The sequence below is a fragment of the Kolteria novifilia genome, from assembly GCA_007748055.1.
GTDB lineage: Bacteria > Planctomycetota > Planctomycetia > Kolteriales > Kolteriaceae > Kolteria > Kolteria novifilia.
Genome location: CP036279.1, coordinates 7,420,813 through 7,436,597, shown reverse-complemented (window position 1 = coordinate 7,436,597; position 15,785 = coordinate 7,420,813). Strand labels below are relative to the sequence as shown.

The 15,785-nt window shown below is 62.8% G+C and carries 10 protein-coding genes and 1 tRNA gene; 8 read left to right on the top strand and 3 right to left on the bottom strand.

What is annotated here, in order from left to right; translation table 11 throughout:
• Positions 1-443 precede the first annotated feature (443 nt).
• Positions 444-1,811 carry an MFS transporter gene (locus tag Pan216_RS27255; protein ID WP_145263261.1) on the top strand — a complete coding sequence of 456 codons (1,368 nt, stop codon included), beginning with the start codon at positions 444-446 and terminating at the stop codon, positions 1,809-1,811.
• Between the two features lie 534 nt (positions 1,812-2,345).
• Here Pan216_RS27255 and Pan216_RS27250 read toward each other — a convergent pair.
• The 3 genes from Pan216_RS27250 to Pan216_RS27245 all read right to left on the bottom strand — a co-directional run bounded on the left by Pan216_RS27250 (position 2,346) and on the right by Pan216_RS27245 (position 6,160).
• Complete coding sequence (locus Pan216_RS27250) at positions 2,346-3,299, bottom strand: GGDEF domain-containing protein (RefSeq protein WP_419193067.1); 954 nt, start codon at positions 3,297-3,299, stop codon at positions 2,346-2,348.
• A 97-nt stretch (positions 3,300-3,396) separates the two neighbouring features.
• The gene (locus Pan216_RS28650; protein ID WP_419193066.1) at positions 3,397-3,543 is read right to left on the bottom strand and encodes a hypothetical protein; all 147 of its coding nucleotides are present in this window, start codon (positions 3,541-3,543) and stop codon (positions 3,397-3,399) included.
• 76 nt (positions 3,544-3,619) lie between these two features.
• Positions 3,620-6,160 (bottom strand): ATP-dependent Clp protease ATP-binding subunit, encoded by a 2,541-nt coding sequence (locus tag Pan216_RS27245; RefSeq protein ID WP_145263257.1) that lies wholly within the window; start codon positions 6,158-6,160, stop codon positions 3,620-3,622.
• A gap of 353 nt (positions 6,161-6,513) precedes the next feature.
• On the opposite strand from Pan216_RS27245, the gene Pan216_RS27240 reads away from it, so the two are divergent.
• The 7 genes from Pan216_RS27240 to Pan216_RS27210 all read left to right on the top strand — a co-directional run bounded on the left by Pan216_RS27240 (position 6,514) and on the right by Pan216_RS27210 (position 15,705).
• Positions 6,514-7,677 (top strand): FAD-dependent oxidoreductase, encoded by a 1,164-nt coding sequence (locus tag Pan216_RS27240; RefSeq protein ID WP_145263255.1) that lies wholly within the window; start codon positions 6,514-6,516, stop codon positions 7,675-7,677.
• 406 nt (positions 7,678-8,083) lie between these two features.
• Entirely contained in the window at positions 8,084-9,655 is a 1,572-nt protein-coding gene (locus Pan216_RS27235; RefSeq protein ID WP_145263253.1) for an MFS transporter, read from the top strand.
• A 588-nt stretch (positions 9,656-10,243) separates the two neighbouring features.
• Positions 10,244-12,190 carry a DUF4914 family protein gene (locus Pan216_RS27230; RefSeq protein WP_145263251.1) on the top strand — a complete coding sequence of 649 codons (1,947 nt, stop codon included), beginning with the start codon at positions 10,244-10,246 and terminating at the stop codon, positions 12,188-12,190.
• A 156-nt stretch (positions 12,191-12,346) separates the two neighbouring features.
• Positions 12,347-12,925 (top strand): hypothetical protein, encoded by a 579-nt coding sequence (locus Pan216_RS27225; RefSeq protein ID WP_145263249.1) that lies wholly within the window; start codon positions 12,347-12,349, stop codon positions 12,923-12,925.
• A 175-nt stretch (positions 12,926-13,100) separates the two neighbouring features.
• Positions 13,101-13,174, top strand: a tRNA-Arg gene (locus Pan216_RS27220).
• Positions 13,175-13,360: 186 nt separating this feature from the next.
• Entirely contained in the window at positions 13,361-14,944 is a 1,584-nt protein-coding gene (locus tag Pan216_RS27215) for an alkaline phosphatase D family protein (protein ID WP_145263247.1), read from the top strand.
• Positions 14,945-14,967: 23 nt separating this feature from the next.
• Positions 14,968-15,705, top strand: a complete 738-nt coding sequence (locus Pan216_RS27210; protein ID WP_145263245.1) for an SDR family NAD(P)-dependent oxidoreductase — start codon at positions 14,968-14,970, stop codon at positions 15,703-15,705.
• The last annotated feature ends 80 nt before the right edge of the window (positions 15,706-15,785 follow it).

Genomic DNA, 15,785 nt, shown 5'->3' with positions numbered 1-15,785 from the left:
TTGGGCGCCATGCCAACGCTCGACCTGGGCATGCGGGAAACATTGTTGAGTGGGCCGAGCTACCGCCAAAGAGAGAGACGGAAGGTGGGTCGAGACCCACCCAACGACCGAGGCTTGAGAGACCCCTCTTTTCCCCCCTTGGACAAGGGAGGACTTCAGACGGCTCCCCCTTGTCCTCTCCGATGTTCCTCCTTGTCCTCTCTGATGCTTCCCCTTGTCCAAGGGGGAGATAGAGGGGGTCTCTTCTTTCTCCCCCCCGGCCGCGGCGGAACATTGACGCAACAAGGCGTCTTCACGGCGCCCACCGATCGCCTCTTCCTCCCAGCGGCTTGGGCCGACAGCCCCTCCTTCCCACGTTTCCGCGTTGCCTCATCTCGCGACATCGGATATGACTCTACACAACCGCTACGCGACTTTATGCCTTGAAGGAAAGACCACCCGCCATGCACTTATCTGTTCGCGCCCTCCTCTCGGGCATGATGTTCCTCCAGTATCTCGTCTGGGGACTATGGTTCGTGGTGCTCGGCGAGTTTCTCGCGAAGGGACTCAGCTTCGACGGCAGCAAGATCGGCCTGTGCTACATGGCCATTCCCTTGGCGGCGATGGTGTCCCCCTTCTTCGTCGGCTTGGTCGCCGACCGCTTCTTCGCCACCCAGTGGGTCCTGGCGGTCCTGCACATCGTCGGCGGCATCATCCTCTATTTCGCCTCGACGCAGGAGAGCTTTGGGGCGATGTTCCCGATGCTCTTCATCTACGCCCTCTGCTACATGCCGACTCTGGCGCTGACCAACTCACTCTCCTTCCGGCAGATGACCGATCCCTCCCGGCAATTCCCGGGCATTCGCGTCTGGGGTACGATCGGCTGGATCGTCGCCGGCATCTTCATCGGTCAGTTGCGTTACAGCGACACGAGTTGGTTTCTCCAAGTGTGGGGGCCGGCCATTGACAGCATCACCGGCGTGGAGGCGACTCGCATCCCCATGATGATTGCCTCGGTCACCGGCATCGTGATGGGCGTCTTCTGTCTCTTTCTGCCGCACACGCCGCCGAACAAGAGCGACGGACCGCCGAGCATTCGCGACATCTTGGGTCTCGACGCCTTGGCTCTCATGAAGGAGCGCTCCTTCGCCGTTTTCGTCATCGCGTCGTTCCTCGTCTGCATCCCGCTTCAGTTCTACTACGCCTTCACGAACATCTTCCTCAATGAACTGAACATGGAGTCGCCCGCCAGCAAGATGACCATGGGACAGATGTCCGAAATCTTCTTCATGCTGCTGATGCCCTTCTTCTTCGCTCGCCTTGGCGTCAAGTGGATGCTCATCGTCGGCATGGGAGCCTGGGTTATCCGCTACGCTCTCTTTAGCGCCGCCCAAGCGACGATGATCTCGTCCGGGGTCGATGCGGTTGGCGAGTATCCACTGTTGGATTTTGGCCCGCCGATGATGCTCTACATCGGCATCATCCTGCACGGGATCTGCTACGACTTTTTCTTCGTCACCGGCCAGATCTACGTCGATCACAAGGCGCCCGAGAAACTCCGGGGCGCGGCCCAGGGCTTCATCGCCTTCGTCACGCTCGGCGCCGGGGCGGCCGCGGGGGCGCTGATCTCGGGGTATGTCTTCGAGTGGTTCGCCGACGAGAATCTCGCCAGTGGCGCCCATTGGAATCGCTTCTGGCTCGTCCCGGCCATTGGGGCGGCGATCGTCCTGATCGCGTTCGGGTTCCTCTTCAAAGAGAAGGGAACGATCAGCATGGACGAAGTCGAGCAGGGAGCCGAGTCGGCCGAGGGGCAAACGCCCCAGGCGGGCTGACGCCGACGAGACATTGACGTGAGTTCGCCGGCGGACGTGAAGAAATGGTCGCCGGTGATGGGTTCCGGAAGTAGTGGGTCAAGACCCACCCTTCGAGTTCCCTGTGGGAGAGCGAGCCTCTTGTTCCCCCTCTCCCTGTGGGAGCGTGAGCCTCTTGTTCCCCTCTCCCTGTGGGAGAGTGAGCCTCTTGTTCCCCTCTCCCTGTGGGAGAGCGAGCCTCTTGTTCCCCTCTCCCTGTGGGAGCGTGAGCCTCTTGTTCCCCTCTCCCTGTGGGAGAGGGGTTAGGGGTGAGGGGGTTCGCATTCGCGAATCGCCCTTGATTCGCCGAGCCGGATCCTCCCTCCAGCCGGCGCGCTAGATTCCCCAATCTCTTCGAAGCCCAGCCCGCCAGGATCGCTTGGCGCTGCCTGGCTTGGAGAGGTGAGGAATACTCGACACCGCTACGAGCATGCCCACGCAAGCGTGAGCATGGCACCCATGAGTCTTTAGTCGCGATTTGAACGATCGGGTCATTGAGCCACGGGGGAACGTGGCTCAGTCTTCGTCGCTCAGCTCGTTGTCGGACCAACAGCCTGAGGAACTCGCCCCAACGTAGTAAATGCGGTTGCGGCCATTGCGTTTGGCGACGTAGAGGTTCGAATCGGCGAGCCCGATCAGTTCTTCCGGGGTCATCACCCGCTCGCCATTGGTCTCGGCGATCCCGACGCTGACGGTGACTTGGAACTCGCCGTCGGGACCGTCAAACGGTTCATCCGCCACGAGTCGCCGAAGCCGTTCCCCGAAGCCGACCGCCTTCTCGAGCGTCGACTCGGGAAGGAGAACGACGAACTCCTCGCCGCCGTAGCGCGCGAAGATTTCGTCGCGGCGGATCGTCTCTTTCAGGCGGGCGGTCAGCTCGCGCAGTACCGCGTCGCCGACGAGATGGCCGTGCTGGTCGTTGATCTCCTTGAAGTGATCGATGTCGAAGATCGCGAGTCCCAAGGGGCGCCGGTGGCGGGCGGTGCGGACCAACTCGCGCTCGATGGTTTCGAGAAAGTAGCGCTTGTTGTGGATCCCGGTGAGCCCGTCGTGGATCATCATCGAGTAGATCGTTTCGTGGTACTGCGTCTCGATGTGATCGCTGGAGAGGAACTTCATGATGGTCGAGCCGATGCGGACCAAGTCGCCGGCGACGAGGAATCGTTTCTCGATCGCCTCGTCGTTGACGAAGGTGCCGTTGGTCGAATCGAGGTCGGCCAGGACGTAGTTGCCGAGCTTGGGCTCGATCTTGGCGTGCTGCCGCGAGACCGCGGTATCTTCCAGTTCGATCTGGCATTCCTTGCCCCGACCGATCACGATCGGATCGTCGGGCAACTCGATGAGCTGCGGCCCGGTCTCGGTTGGATAGATTTTGACGAGACACCCCTTACCATCCGCCTTGAGCTGCGTCGGCAGTGGCGATCCCGTCTTCGCTATGATGGTTTGTTCAGTCGTCGGCGGGTGACCCACGGACCCTCCCTCTTCTTCCCCATTGGGATTCGGCGCCGCTCTCCCCCTCATCGCTGATTCAAGTGTACGAGATGAAGCCGGGGCGCCGCTAGTTCGATCACTGAAATCCTTCAAACGACCATTTCAGTTTGAGCGGAACAGCCTGCAAGACCACCTCGTCGCGGTCGACAACGGCCGTCCCAAACGGCTTTTTCCATCGACCGATCGGCAGCGTGGGGAAGGGTTTAGAGGCGAAAAACGACACCGGGCCGGATCCTCGCGTGAGGTTCCAGCCCGGCGTTCTGGTCGTCAATGTGGCGAAAGAGGATTGGGGCGTGCCGCTATTGGCCGGCGCCGTCGCCTTCCTCGTTGCCGGCGCCGGCAACGACAGGCTCCTCCTCCGTCTTCGGCGGAGCGATCGCCTCGAAGGCGAGCTTCTTGACCGCGTCCTCGCCTTCCCCTTCCTCTTGAACGGTCACCTTCACGGTGATGTTCTCGGTGAAGTTGCCCTTGAGCAACTCCTCGGAAAGGGGCTCCTCGATCAAATTCTCGATCGCGCGACGAAGCGGGCGAGCACCGAAGTCGGGGTTGTAGCCCTTCTCGATGATGAACTCGCGAGCGTCGTCGGAGAGGTCGAGCTTCATCTCGCGTTCGGCCATCCGCTCGCGAACCTTCTTGAGTTCCAGCTCGATGATGTGCTGGAGATTGTTGCGGTTGAGGCCGCGGAAGACGATCACGTCGCTGATACGGTTGAGGAACTCCGGACGGAACTCCTTCTCGACCCGCATCATCACCATCTCTTTCATCTTGTCGTAGGTGACGTCCTCGGTGCGTTTGGTGAAGCCGAACGAGGTTTGATCCTTGATCGCCTCGGCACCGATGTTGGTCGTCATGATGACGATGGTGTTCTTGAAGTCGACCTTGTGACCGTAGCTGTCGGTCAAGCGGCCTTCTTCCATGATCTGCAGCAAGATATTGAAGACGTCGGGATGGGCCTTCTCGATCTCGTCGAGCAGGACGACGGCATAGGGTCGCCGACGAATCTTCTCGGTGAGTTGGCCACCCTCCTCGTAGCCCACGTAACCGGGAGGAGCCCCGATCAGCCGACTGACGTTGTGCTTCTCCATGTACTCGCTCATGTCGATCTGAATGAGCGCGTCCTCGTTGCCGAACATGAATTCGGCCAGCGCCTTGGCGAGCAACGTCTTGCCGACGCCGGTCGGGCCCGCGAAGACGAAGACGCCGATCGGCTTGTTGGGATCCTTCAGTCCGGCGCGGCTGAGGCGAACCTTCCGCGAGAGCCCCTGGATCGCCTGCTCCTGGCTGACGACGCGAGCGTGCAGTTCGTCCTCCATCTTCAGCAGCCGTTCGGCCTCTTCACTCTCCAGACGCGTCAGCGGAACGCCGGTCATCTTCGAGACGACCTCGGCGACCACTTCCTCGTCGACGGCGCCGTCGATCTCCTTGGTCTTCTCGCGCCACTCGCGAGTGATGTTCTCCTTGCGCTGCTTGATCTTGTCGGCCTGATCGCGCAAGTGGGCGGCTTTCTCGAAGTCCTGGTTGGCGACCGCCTCTTCCTTCTCCTGATTGAGGCGTTCGACCTCGTCGTCGAGTTCCTTGAGGTCCGGCGGACGGGTCATCGCCTTGAGCCGGACGCGAGCGCCCGCCTCGTCGATGACGTCGATCGCCTTATCGGGCAGACAGCGCCCCGTGATGTAGCGGCTCGAAAGCTCGACCGCCTCGGACAGGGCGTCGTCGGTGATCTGGACGCGGTGATGCGCCTCGTAGCGATCGCGAAGGCCCTTGAGGATCTCGACGGCCTCGTCCCGGCTCGGCGGCTCGACGATGATCTGTTGGAAACGTCGCTCCAGAGCGCCGTCCTTCTCGATGTACTTGCGGTACTCGTCGAGGGTGGTGGCGCCGATGCACTGGATCTCGCCGCGAGCCAGCGCCGGCTTCAGGACGTTGCTGGCGTCGATCGCTCCCTCGGCCCCGCCGGCACCAACGAGCGTGTGCAACTCGTCGATGAACAGGATCGTGTTGCGGGCGCGGCGGACCTCGTTCATGACCGCCTTGATGCGCTCCTCGAACTGGCCGCGATACTTGGTGCCGGCGACCATCATCGCGAGGTCGAGCACGACGATGCGGCGGTCCCGAAGTAGTTCGGGGACATTGCCGCTGACGATCGCCTGGGCGAGGCCCTCGACGATGGCGGTCTTGCCGACGCCCGCCTCACCCAGCAGGACCGGGTTGTTCTTCGTGCGGCGACTGAGGATCTGGATGACCCGTTCAATCTCGTTGGTGCGGCCGATGACCGGATCGAGCTTGCTCTGGCGAGCCAATTCCGTCAGGTCTCGACCGAAGCTGTCCAGAGCGGGCGTCTTCGACTTGCTCCCGGTGGCGGTGCCGCCGCTGGGTCGTTCGCTCGCCTCGGAGGAGTCCATGCCGTGGCCGAGAAGGTTGAGCACCTCCTCGCGGACATCCTCGAGCTTGAGATTGAGGTTCATCAGGACCTGAGCGGCGACCCCCTCTTGCTCACGCAAGAGCCCCAGAAGCAGGTGCTCGGTACCGACGTAGTTGTGGTTTAGATTGCGGGCTTCCTCGATGGCATACTCGATGACCTTCTTGGCCCGCGGGGTGTGCGGCAGCTTGCCCATCGTGACCATATCCGGTCCCGCTTGGACAATCTTTTCGACCTCGAGTCGAATCTTGCGCAGATCGACGTCAAGGTTCTTTAGGACATTAGCGGCGACACCACTGCCTTCCTTGACCAGCCCAAGCAAGATATGCTCGGTGCCGATATATTCGTGGTTGAACCGCTGGGCCTCCTGGTTGGCCAATTGCATGACCTTGCGGGCCCGATCGGTGAAACGCTCGTACATAGGGTCAGCACTCCGGCGTTGTGTGGCTGGCGGTCGGCCTAGAGAGTCGAACGACGCCATGGTGCCCGATAGCGAGATCGCGACGAGCACCGTATGGTAGCACAACGACGCGATGCCACAAGGCAAACCTGTGGGAGGACGATGTCACGCTGCGCTCGTTGACGACCCGGAAGGGGCACCCCTCCCGTTCTGTCAATTCTAAGAGGCGATGCACCCACTTCAAGGAAGGGCCCTCATCCCGCCCCAGATGACGCCGCGAATCGCGCGCCACCTCGTCGTTGGGTTCCGCCAAACATCCCCCTTTTCCAGGGACACTTGGCAACCGAGATCGACGCCACCCCGAAGGGATCACCATGACCCGACCGCATGACACCGCGACCTTCCATACCCTCGTCCTCGGCGGCGGGATCCTCGGCCTCGCGGCCCTCTATCACCTCACTCGCATGGGCCATCGCCCCGTCGGTCTCGTCGAGCGATTCACCCTTGGACACTCCCACGGTAGCTCTCATGGTGCCTCGCGCATCATTCGCAGCACCTACGGCGACGTCGACTACGTCCACCTCATGCAACCCGCGGTCCGCGAGGAATGGCCCAGGCTCCAGCGCGACGCCGGCGAACAATTGATCATCCCGGTCGATAGCTGCTTTTACGGTACCGATGGCCCCGCCTTCAACGGCTACGTCGACAGCGCGACCGCGGCGGGCGCCGACGTCGAACGCCTCGACCCTGACGAGGCCCGCAAGCACTTTCCCCTCTTTCGCTTCCCCGGCGCCAAGACCGTCCTGCGCGACCATACCGCCGGGATGATCGCCGCCTCCCGAACCATGAGCGCCCTGGCTCGATGGAGCCAGCAGCACGGCGGCCAAGTCCTCGACCAGACCCGCGTCCGCGCCATCGAGTTGGATCGCGACCCGATTCGCCTCGTCACCGATCGAGGGACGCTCGCCACCGAACGACTCATCGTCGCCGTCGGAGCTTGGACCGGGGCGCTGGTTCCCTCGCTGGCGCCTCGTCTGAAGGTCCACCGCCAGACGGTCGGCTACTTCCGCCTGGAGGGTCCCGCCGAGCGGATGGCGCCCGAGCACTTCCCCGTTTGGTTCTACGTTCAGGATCGGGAAGACATCATCTACTACGGGCTTCCCGCCTTTGGAACCGGCGGGGTTAAAACGGCGCGACACGACACCATGTCCCCCGAGAGCGACGATCCCGAAGAGCTCGATCGACCGATCGACGAGAGCGTCCTCGCGACGACGCGGGCCTTTCTCGACGAGCACCTGAGCGTCGCGGTCGACGAGGTCGACGGCGCCGAGCACTGCCTCTACACCTGCACCGCCAACGAGGACTTCGTTCTCGGTCCGCACCCGGACAATCCTCGGGTCGTCGTGGCCGCCGGCGGTTCGGGTCACGCCTTCAAGTTCGGTCCCTTGCTCGGCCGGGTGCTGGCCGAACTCGCCGTCGAGGGTCGATCGAGCGTCCCGGAGTTCGAGGCGATGAGCACCCGATTCCAACCAACCTAGCCGCGAGTCCACGACTTCTTTGGGTGCCATGCCCCACCCTTGCGTGGGCATCCGGAGAGGGCGACGCTTGGACCGTCACCCTCGAAACGCAAGCAAGGCTTCGACTCACCCCGCCAAGCGACGAACGTCCCCATCGGAAGAATCCGGCTCACGCCACATCCCGCGAGGCGCCTCAAATGAATCACCTCGGTGCTTGACACGCCTATTCTTGTCGCTTAGCTTCCCATCTTGGCCTTTTTCCTCATTCTCGCGATCTAGGCACGCAGGCAACACCCGAGCCTTCCGCTTGGCAACGACGCCGGTGCTCGCGGGATGAAGAAACGAGCGCCTCGTTTCGGAAGAGTGCAGGGGGGTCGGCACTTCTTCTTCATCCGCAAGCCGTTCCACCAAGGGGAGTCCGACACGCATGAGTGAAGCCGTATCCGCGAAACCATCCGCTAACGACGTGAGGCTATTTTGGGCATGTTTCATCGCCCTGGTCGCCACGGCGTTCGGCTTCATCATCCGCGTCAGCCTCATCAATCAGTGGGGCGACGAGTTCGGTCTCAGCGAGACCCAGAAGGGCGAAATCCTCGGCGTCGGTCTTTGGCCGTTCGCGGTGAGCATCATTCTCTTCAGCCTGATCATCGACAAGATCGGCTACGGGGTGGCGATGATCTTCGCCTTCTGCTGCTACGTCGCCTCAAGTATCTGTTTGATGACCGCCAACCCGTCCAACGGCTACCAGGTCCTCTACTTCGGCTCGCTGATCCTCGCCCTCGGCAACGGAACCGTCGAAGCAGTCATCAATCCGGTTGTCGCCACGATGTTCTCCCAACAAAAGACCAAGTGGCTCAACATCCTCCATGCGGGCTGGCCGGGCGGCTTGGTGATCGCCGGCATCATCATGATCCTGATGGGCGGGATCGACGAGTGGCGCATCAAGGTCGCGCTCATCTTCATCCCGGCCATCGCCTTCGGCGTCCTGATGCTCGGCTGCAAGTTCCCTGTGCAAGAGCGGGTCAAGGCGGGGGTCAGCTATCGCGAAATGCTGCAAGAGACAGGCGTCCTTGGCGCCTTTGTCGCGTCGTTCCTGATGGTCGCGGAAGTCGGACGGTTCTTCGACTGGCCGATGATTCTGCAAGCGGGATTGATCATCTGTTTGGTCGTGGGCTTCGGTTTCTACGTCCAGGCGATTGGCCGGCTGATGTTCGCCTTCCTTCTTCTGGTGATGATCCTGTTGGCGACCACCGAACTCGGTACCGACAGTTGGGTCACCGCGTTGATGGAGCCCTCGATGGCCAAGATCGGGCTCGATGAGGGCTGGGTCCTCGTCTACACCTCATTCATCATGATGATCTTGCGCTTCTTCGCCGGCCCGATTGTTCACCGCATCTCGCCGCTGGGCCTCTTGGCGCTGAGCTGCGTCATCGCGGTGATCGGGCTTCTTTGTTTCTCGGTCGCCACCGTCGGCGTCATGATCCTCGTCGCGGCGACGATCTACGGGTTCGGCAAGACCTTCTTCTGGCCGACGATGCTCGGCGTCGTTTCGGAACAGTTCCCCAGGGGCGGCGCCGTCACGCTCAACACGATCGCCGGCGTTGGCATGCTCGGCGTCGGGGTCCTCGGTGGTCCGGGACTTGGCTTCGTCCAAGAGACGTCGATCGTGCACAAGCTCGAAACGACCGATCCGGAACTCTTCGAGCAAGTGCGCGGCGAGGAGACGCGAGGCATCTTCGGGACCTACGTGCCGATCGACCCGGAGAAGATCAAGGCGCTTCCCGAGGAGCAGCAAGCGGTCATCACCGGTATTCAGAACGAGGAGAAACGAGCCGCCTTCCGCACGGTCGCCATCCTCCCCTGCATCATGTTCGTCTGCTACCTGGGGCTGATCTTCTACTTCAAGGCTCGCGGTGGCTACAAGGCGGAGGTCCTCGTGGGCCACGAGGCCGACGACGCCGAGTTCACCGGCGGCACCGAGGGCCCCGGTGAAGGATAGTGCTCGGTGCCAACTTGAAATTGGTGTGGTCCCAACCCTTTTTCCGCTGGCTGACCAGCAGCCAGTGGCACCCAACGTTTCTGTTGGACTGGCGCGCTAGCGGACCTTCCCCCAATGCCAGCGATTCGACTCGCGGCGGTTCCCAGGAGCCGCCGTGTGGCGTTTTTGCCCGTCCCAGCGCCATTCCGACGCTGGGCAAGGGCTCCCTTCAGCCACGACGCCCATTTCCGGCAAAACGTGCTCCTGTTTGCTGATTCTAGTTTCGCTCTCCCACCCATCCCCTAAAGCGCCTACCATCCCCGCGACGCGTTGCGTCGTGAAGCCGCGACGGGCCGCTATCTAACGAGACAACAAGTTGACGACCGATGTCGCGTTGGTCCTCCGGCGAGGAACGCCGTCAACGCAGCCCCATGACTAGGCGCGCCGGAAACGCCCATCCCCGGCACCGCGACTTTTGCGAGCGGGATCGACCGCCCTCGGGACGGGGAAGCGGTTCGTTCCTATAACCCGGGGCGAACCGACGTCGGCACGCGGTGCGACGATGTCGGCTTGGGCAACGCCCGTAACTCATTCGTGGGAGACTCTTTCATGCCTGTGTCCGCTCTGCCCGGTTTGACCCTTTCCCTCTCCGCCATGTCGGTCTTGGAAGCTGCAGAGCGGGAGAATCGCCTGACGTTGGCCGGCTCGGTCGAGGAACTCGTCGCCTTCGCCGTGCCCAAGGACAAGGTCGATCCCGAGGGCTACTACACCGTCGGCTACGATGTCCCCGACAAGGGGTTCGTCCCCGAGGCGAAAGTCTGCCGCGTCCCCAACGGCATCGCCGCGAACTACTTCGACCCCTACATGCGTCGTCGCGACCCCGACTGCATGCTGATCGCCGACGAACAGGCCAGCGACAAGCCGACCTTCCGCAGCCGTTTTGGCATGGAGTTTGAGGGCGTTCGCGAGGAGACGCTCGCGTGGCTTCGGAACCAGCCGATCGCAGCCTTCTTCTTCGAGTCGGGACTGCCCGGCAAGCCGCTCAACGCGCTGGCGATCTGTCCCGCGAACGCCGGTTTCTTCGCGCTCGGCTTGGCACTGCTCCAGGGCATCGTTCCCCTCGAACGCGTCCTCGAACAGGGCGATGACTACTACCACGAAGCGGTCGTCTACGTCGCTCCGCCCTTCCGTCACACGCACTTCGACGGCAAGCAAGTCGTCGTTCACAACCGCCGGTTCGACGACAAGGACCGCTTGCACGAGCTCTTCAGCTACAACCTCTACCCAGGCCCGTCGGCGAAGAAGGGCGTCTACGGCATGCTCCTGACCCTGGGCGAACGCGACGAAGTTCCGTGGACCACCGCGCACTGCTCGACCGTCAAGGTCGTCACGCCCTACGACAACGTCACGACGATCATGCACGAAGGGGCATCGGGCGGCGGGAAGAGCGAGATGCTCGAGCACATGCACCGGACCGCGGACGGTCGATTGCAGCTCGGCCGCAATCTCGTCACCGACGACATCCGCTACGTCGCGATCCCGCGTGGCTGCCAACTCAAGCCCGTCACCGACGACATGGCGCTGTGCCACCCCGGCCTACAGCACCATCGCGATGGCACCGCCAACCGGCTTTGGCTCATGGACGCGGAACGAGCCTGGTTCGTGCGGGTCAACCACATCGACCGCTACGGCATCGACCCGCACATGGAGTCGATGTCGATTCACCCGCCGGGACCGCTATTGTTCCTCAACATCGAGGCGAAGCCCGGCGCCACCGCGCTAATTTGGGAACACATTGAGGACGAACCGGGCAAGCCGTGCCCCAATCCCCGGCTCGTCGTCCCGCGCGAGTACATCCCGGACGTGGTCGAAGGCTCGGTCCCGGTCGCGATCCGGAGTTTCGGCGTTCGTTGCCCTCCGTGTACCCGCGAGAAACCGACCTACGGCATCATGGGGCTCTTCCACGTCCTGCCACCGTCGTTGGCGTGGCTCTGGCGACTCGTCGCCCCGCGCGGCCATGGCAACCCGTCGATCGTCGATCAGGGCGGGATGCAGTCCGAGGGGGTTGGTTCGTACTGGCCCTTCGCGACCGGACGAAAGGTCGACCAAGCGAACATCCTTCTCAATCAAATCGTCGATACCGCCTCGACGCTATTCGTGCTCATTCCCAACCAGCACATCGGCTCGTGGGAAGTCGGCTTCGCCCCCCAATGGGTCGCTCGCGAATACCTCTCCCGTCGTGGCGGCGGCAGTTTCCGGAGAGAGGAACTCAGTAAGGCACGCTGCCCGCTGCTTGGGTACCATCGGGAAACGATCCAGGTCGAAGGTCAGATCATCGGCACTTGGTTCTTCGATGTCGCCAAGCAGCCGGAGGTCGGCGAGGAGGCGTACAACGCGGGTGCCCAACAATTGCGAAAGTTCTTCCACGATCAACTGAGCAGCTTCCTGCACGAGGATCTTGAGCCGCTCGGCAAAAAGATCATCCAGGCCTGCCTCGACGACGCCAGCGCGGACGAGTACGCCGAGTTGATTCCCTACGGGGAGGACGCGGAGTAATCCTCAACTCCCGACTACCTCACGGGTGACGGGGCATCGCGTCAAGGGTATCATTGCCCTCGCAAGGGGCGTGGGCATGCAAACAAGTCCCGCGCTCTCGCACGGAACCCTTGGCCTTTCGCTTCATCCTGGCCGAACACAGGAGGCGCGTTTCCCATGGCGATGCCGTCAACCGACTCGATTCCTCCGGAGCTCCAGGAGAACCTCCGCAAGCATCTGGAACCGGGAGAGAACGTCGTCTGGGCGCAGCAGCCCCAGGTGGCGTTCGTCTCCCTGACCACGATGGCTCCCTTCTTCTTCGGCGTCGTGTGGATGGGGATCACGCTCTTCTGGTTTTCCCATCTTTCCCACAACTTCTTCAACCAAGGGCCGGAGCGAATCAGCATCGTACCGGTCCTGGGCTTCGGCTTTCTCGCGATCGGTGTCGCCTTCCTCTTCTCGCCGATCTGGATCTATCACCGGCTGCAAAAGACGCTCTATCTAATCACCGACCGACGGGCGCTGATCCTACGAGGCACCTGGCCGGGGGCCGCGAAGAGCTATCCGCCCGATCGCTTTCAACACATCTACGCCAAGCAACACCGCGACGGCATGGGCAAGGTGGTCTTCGCGAAGAGGGAGTGGCACGACAGCAATGGTCAGCGCCGGACCGAGGAGATCGGTTTCTTCAATATCTCCGAGCCTCGCGAAGCCGAACAGCTCCTCAAGACGCTCGCCAGCCACCAAGGCTTCTGACGAAATGACCGCTTCGGGAGGGCGACGGGACCGAGCGCTTTCTGGCAGTGGATTTCCCGCGCGCACGGCGTAGAATGCCCTACTTGGGTCAAGGCGGAGTCTTTCCCACCGGCCGGGTGCCTGCGGTTCGCGAAGCACTCGTATCGGGTTCCACTGGGGAAACGCGTCTCCTTTTGTCCCCGTAGCTCAATCGGATAGAGCGCTGGCCTCCGAAGCCAGAGGTTGGAGGTTCGAATCCTCCCGGGGACGCTGCTCCCACCTCGACGTCCGCAAGTTCCCTTGTCGGCGTTTCCTGGAACGCACCTTCACGTTCGTACCAGTCTTCACGGCAGTTTCATCATGTTGACGGAACAGCGATCACCTCGACGGCTCTTTTGCCACGGATCAATAAAACGACCCGAAGCCGGGATGCTCACTCCGAGGAGAAAAGTCACGATGCTCGATCTCGCCCAGATCCGCGACGCCGTCCGCCATGAGGGTGGTGTCAGCCGTCGGTTGTTCCTCGCCTACGGGACCGCGTTGGCGTCCTTGCCTCACTTGTCGCGCTCGACCCATGCCGCGACAGCTCCCCGTTTCCCCGACGATCCGTTCACGCTCGGCGTCGCTTCGGGAGACCCCGACAGCCAGAGCGTTGTCCTCTGGACCCGACTCGCCCCCAAGCCGCTCGAGCCCCACGGGGGCATGACGCCCGAGCCGGTGGGCGTCGGCTGGGAGATCGCCGAGGACGAGTCGTTGAAGAAGGTCGTCGCCTCGGGAGAGACCGTCGCGACGCCGCAGCTCGGGCACTCCGTCCATGTCGAGGTCGATGGCCTCAAGCCCGATCGTTGGTACTGGTACCGTTTCCGCGCCGGGGAGGCCGAGAGCCCCATCGGCCGCACGCGGACGTTGCCCGCTCCGCACGCGAGCCCCGACCAACTCCGTTTCGCGTTCGCGTCGTGTCAGCACTACGAGCACGGCCTCTACACCGCCTACGACCAGATGGCCCGCGACGACGTCGATCTCGTCTTCCACTTGGGCGACTACATCTACGAGTATGCCGGGAAGGATAACCTCGTCCGCAAGCACGTCGGCGGGGAGATAACGTCGCTGGGCGACTACCGTGTTCGGCTCTCCCAGTACCGCGCCGACCCGCTGCTGCACGGCATGCACGCCCAATGCCCCTGGTTCGTCACCTGGGACGATCACGAGTTCGACAACAACTGCGCCAACGCGATCTCCGAGGAGAAAGGGGTCGATCCGGCCGACTTCCTCGTTCGTCGTGCGAACGCGTATCAGGCCTATTACGAGATGATGCCGCTGCGGCGTCGCTCGCTCCCGCGCGGCCCGCACATGCAGCTCTACCGGCGGGCGCCGTTCGGGCGACTCGCCGACCTGATGGTCCTCGACACCCGCCAGTATCGCGGCGATCAGCCCAACGGCGATGTCCGCTCGCCCCTCAATGACGCGGCTCTGGATCGAAACAACTCGATGCTGGGGCGTCGCCAACGCGACTGGCTCCACGCGACGCTGATCGGCTCCAAGGCGACGTGGAACGTTTTGGCCCAACAGGTGATGATGGGCATGGTCGGCTTCCCCAAGGAGGGGACCGCGACCTACTCAATGGACCAATGGCCGGGATACACTCACGAGCGGATGGAGCTGATGAAGTTCCTCGCCGATCGCCAGATTCCCAACCCGGTCATCCTCACCGGCGACATCCATTCCAACTGGGTCAACAACCTCCGCGTCGACGACCGCCAGCACGACACCGATGTCGTCGCGACCGAGTTCGTCACCACCTCGATCTCCAGTGGCGGCAACGGCGTCCAGCAAATTCGCGGCCAGGATCTCGTCCTCGCCGGCAACCCCTGCGTGCAGTTCCTCAACGCCGAGCGCGGCTACGTCCGCTGCACGCTCACCCCGACCGAGTGGACCAGCGACTACATGGTCGTCGACGATATCACCAAACCCGGCGGCAAGGTCTTCCCCCGCGCCAGCTTCGTCGTCGAAGCCGGCCAGCCGGGCGCCAAACCGGCATAGGTCAACCCTCCCAAGGAGCACCCATGCCCGAGGCACGCAACACGACCTTCATCACCGGCGTCAGCTCCGGTATCGGCCACGCGCTGGCCGCGACCATCCTCGACGCGGACGGAGACGTGATCGGTGTCAGCCGCCGCGAGCCCAAGGACCTGGCTCGCCGGGACAGCTTTCGCTTCCGCTCCCTCGACCTGAGCGAGAGCGATCGAATCGTCCCGACACTCATCGACCTTCTGCGCGACACCGGCGCGATCGATCTCGCGATCCTCAACGCGGGCATCCTCGGTACCTTCGGAGATCTCGCGGAGGCCGACCTCGACGAAATGCGCCATGTCATGGACGTCAACCTCTGGGCCAACAAGCTCGTCCTCGACGCCCTCTTCGCGGAGAGCCGCACTGTCCGCCAGGTTGTCACGATGTCGTCGGGAGCCGCTGTCAACGGCAACCGCGGTTGGCGGGGCTATTCCCTCTCCAAGGCGGCCCTGAACATGCTCACGAAGCTCTACGCCGCCGAAAGGCCCGGGACGCACTTCTGCGCGATCGCGCCCGGCCTGGTCGACACCGCGATGCAGGACCAGCTCTGCGGTATTCCGCCTTCGGAGACCTACCCGTCACTCGAGGTCTTGCGGAGCAAGCGAGAGACGTCCGACATGCCGACCTCGGAGGAACTCGCCCCGAGGCTCCTTGAGGTCATCGCCCGAGTCCCCGAGCACCTGCCAAGCGGCTCCTTCGCCGATATCCGCCAGTTGCCCTTCGAGGTGTGATCGACAGTTGTCCCCTCTACGGCGTTGTCATCGCGCAATGGCGTTCAAACGATCCCCTACTCTTCGGCACGGGCTGGCGA

Excerpts from the sequence above, each read along its gene's own strand:
- Pan216_RS27255 (WP_145263261.1), top strand. The coding sequence starts at position 444 with ATGCACTTATCTGTTCGCGCCCTCCTCTCGGGCATGATGTTCCTCCAG.
- Pan216_RS27245 (WP_145263257.1), bottom strand. The coding sequence starts at position 6,160 with ATGTACGAGCGTTTCACCGATCGGGCCCGCAAGGTCATGCAATTGGCC.
- Pan216_RS27240 (WP_145263255.1), top strand. The coding sequence starts at position 6,514 with ATGACCCGACCGCATGACACCGCGACCTTCCATACCCTCGTCCTCGGC.
- Pan216_RS27235 (WP_145263253.1), top strand. The coding sequence starts at position 8,084 with ATGAGTGAAGCCGTATCCGCGAAACCATCCGCTAACGACGTGAGGCTA.
- Pan216_RS27230 (WP_145263251.1), top strand. The coding sequence starts at position 10,244 with ATGCCTGTGTCCGCTCTGCCCGGTTTGACCCTTTCCCTCTCCGCCATG.
- Pan216_RS27225 (WP_145263249.1), top strand. The coding sequence starts at position 12,347 with ATGGCGATGCCGTCAACCGACTCGATTCCTCCGGAGCTCCAGGAGAAC.
- Pan216_RS27215 (WP_145263247.1), top strand. The coding sequence starts at position 13,361 with ATGCTCGATCTCGCCCAGATCCGCGACGCCGTCCGCCATGAGGGTGGT.
- Pan216_RS27210 (WP_145263245.1), top strand. The coding sequence starts at position 14,968 with ATGCCCGAGGCACGCAACACGACCTTCATCACCGGCGTCAGCTCCGGT.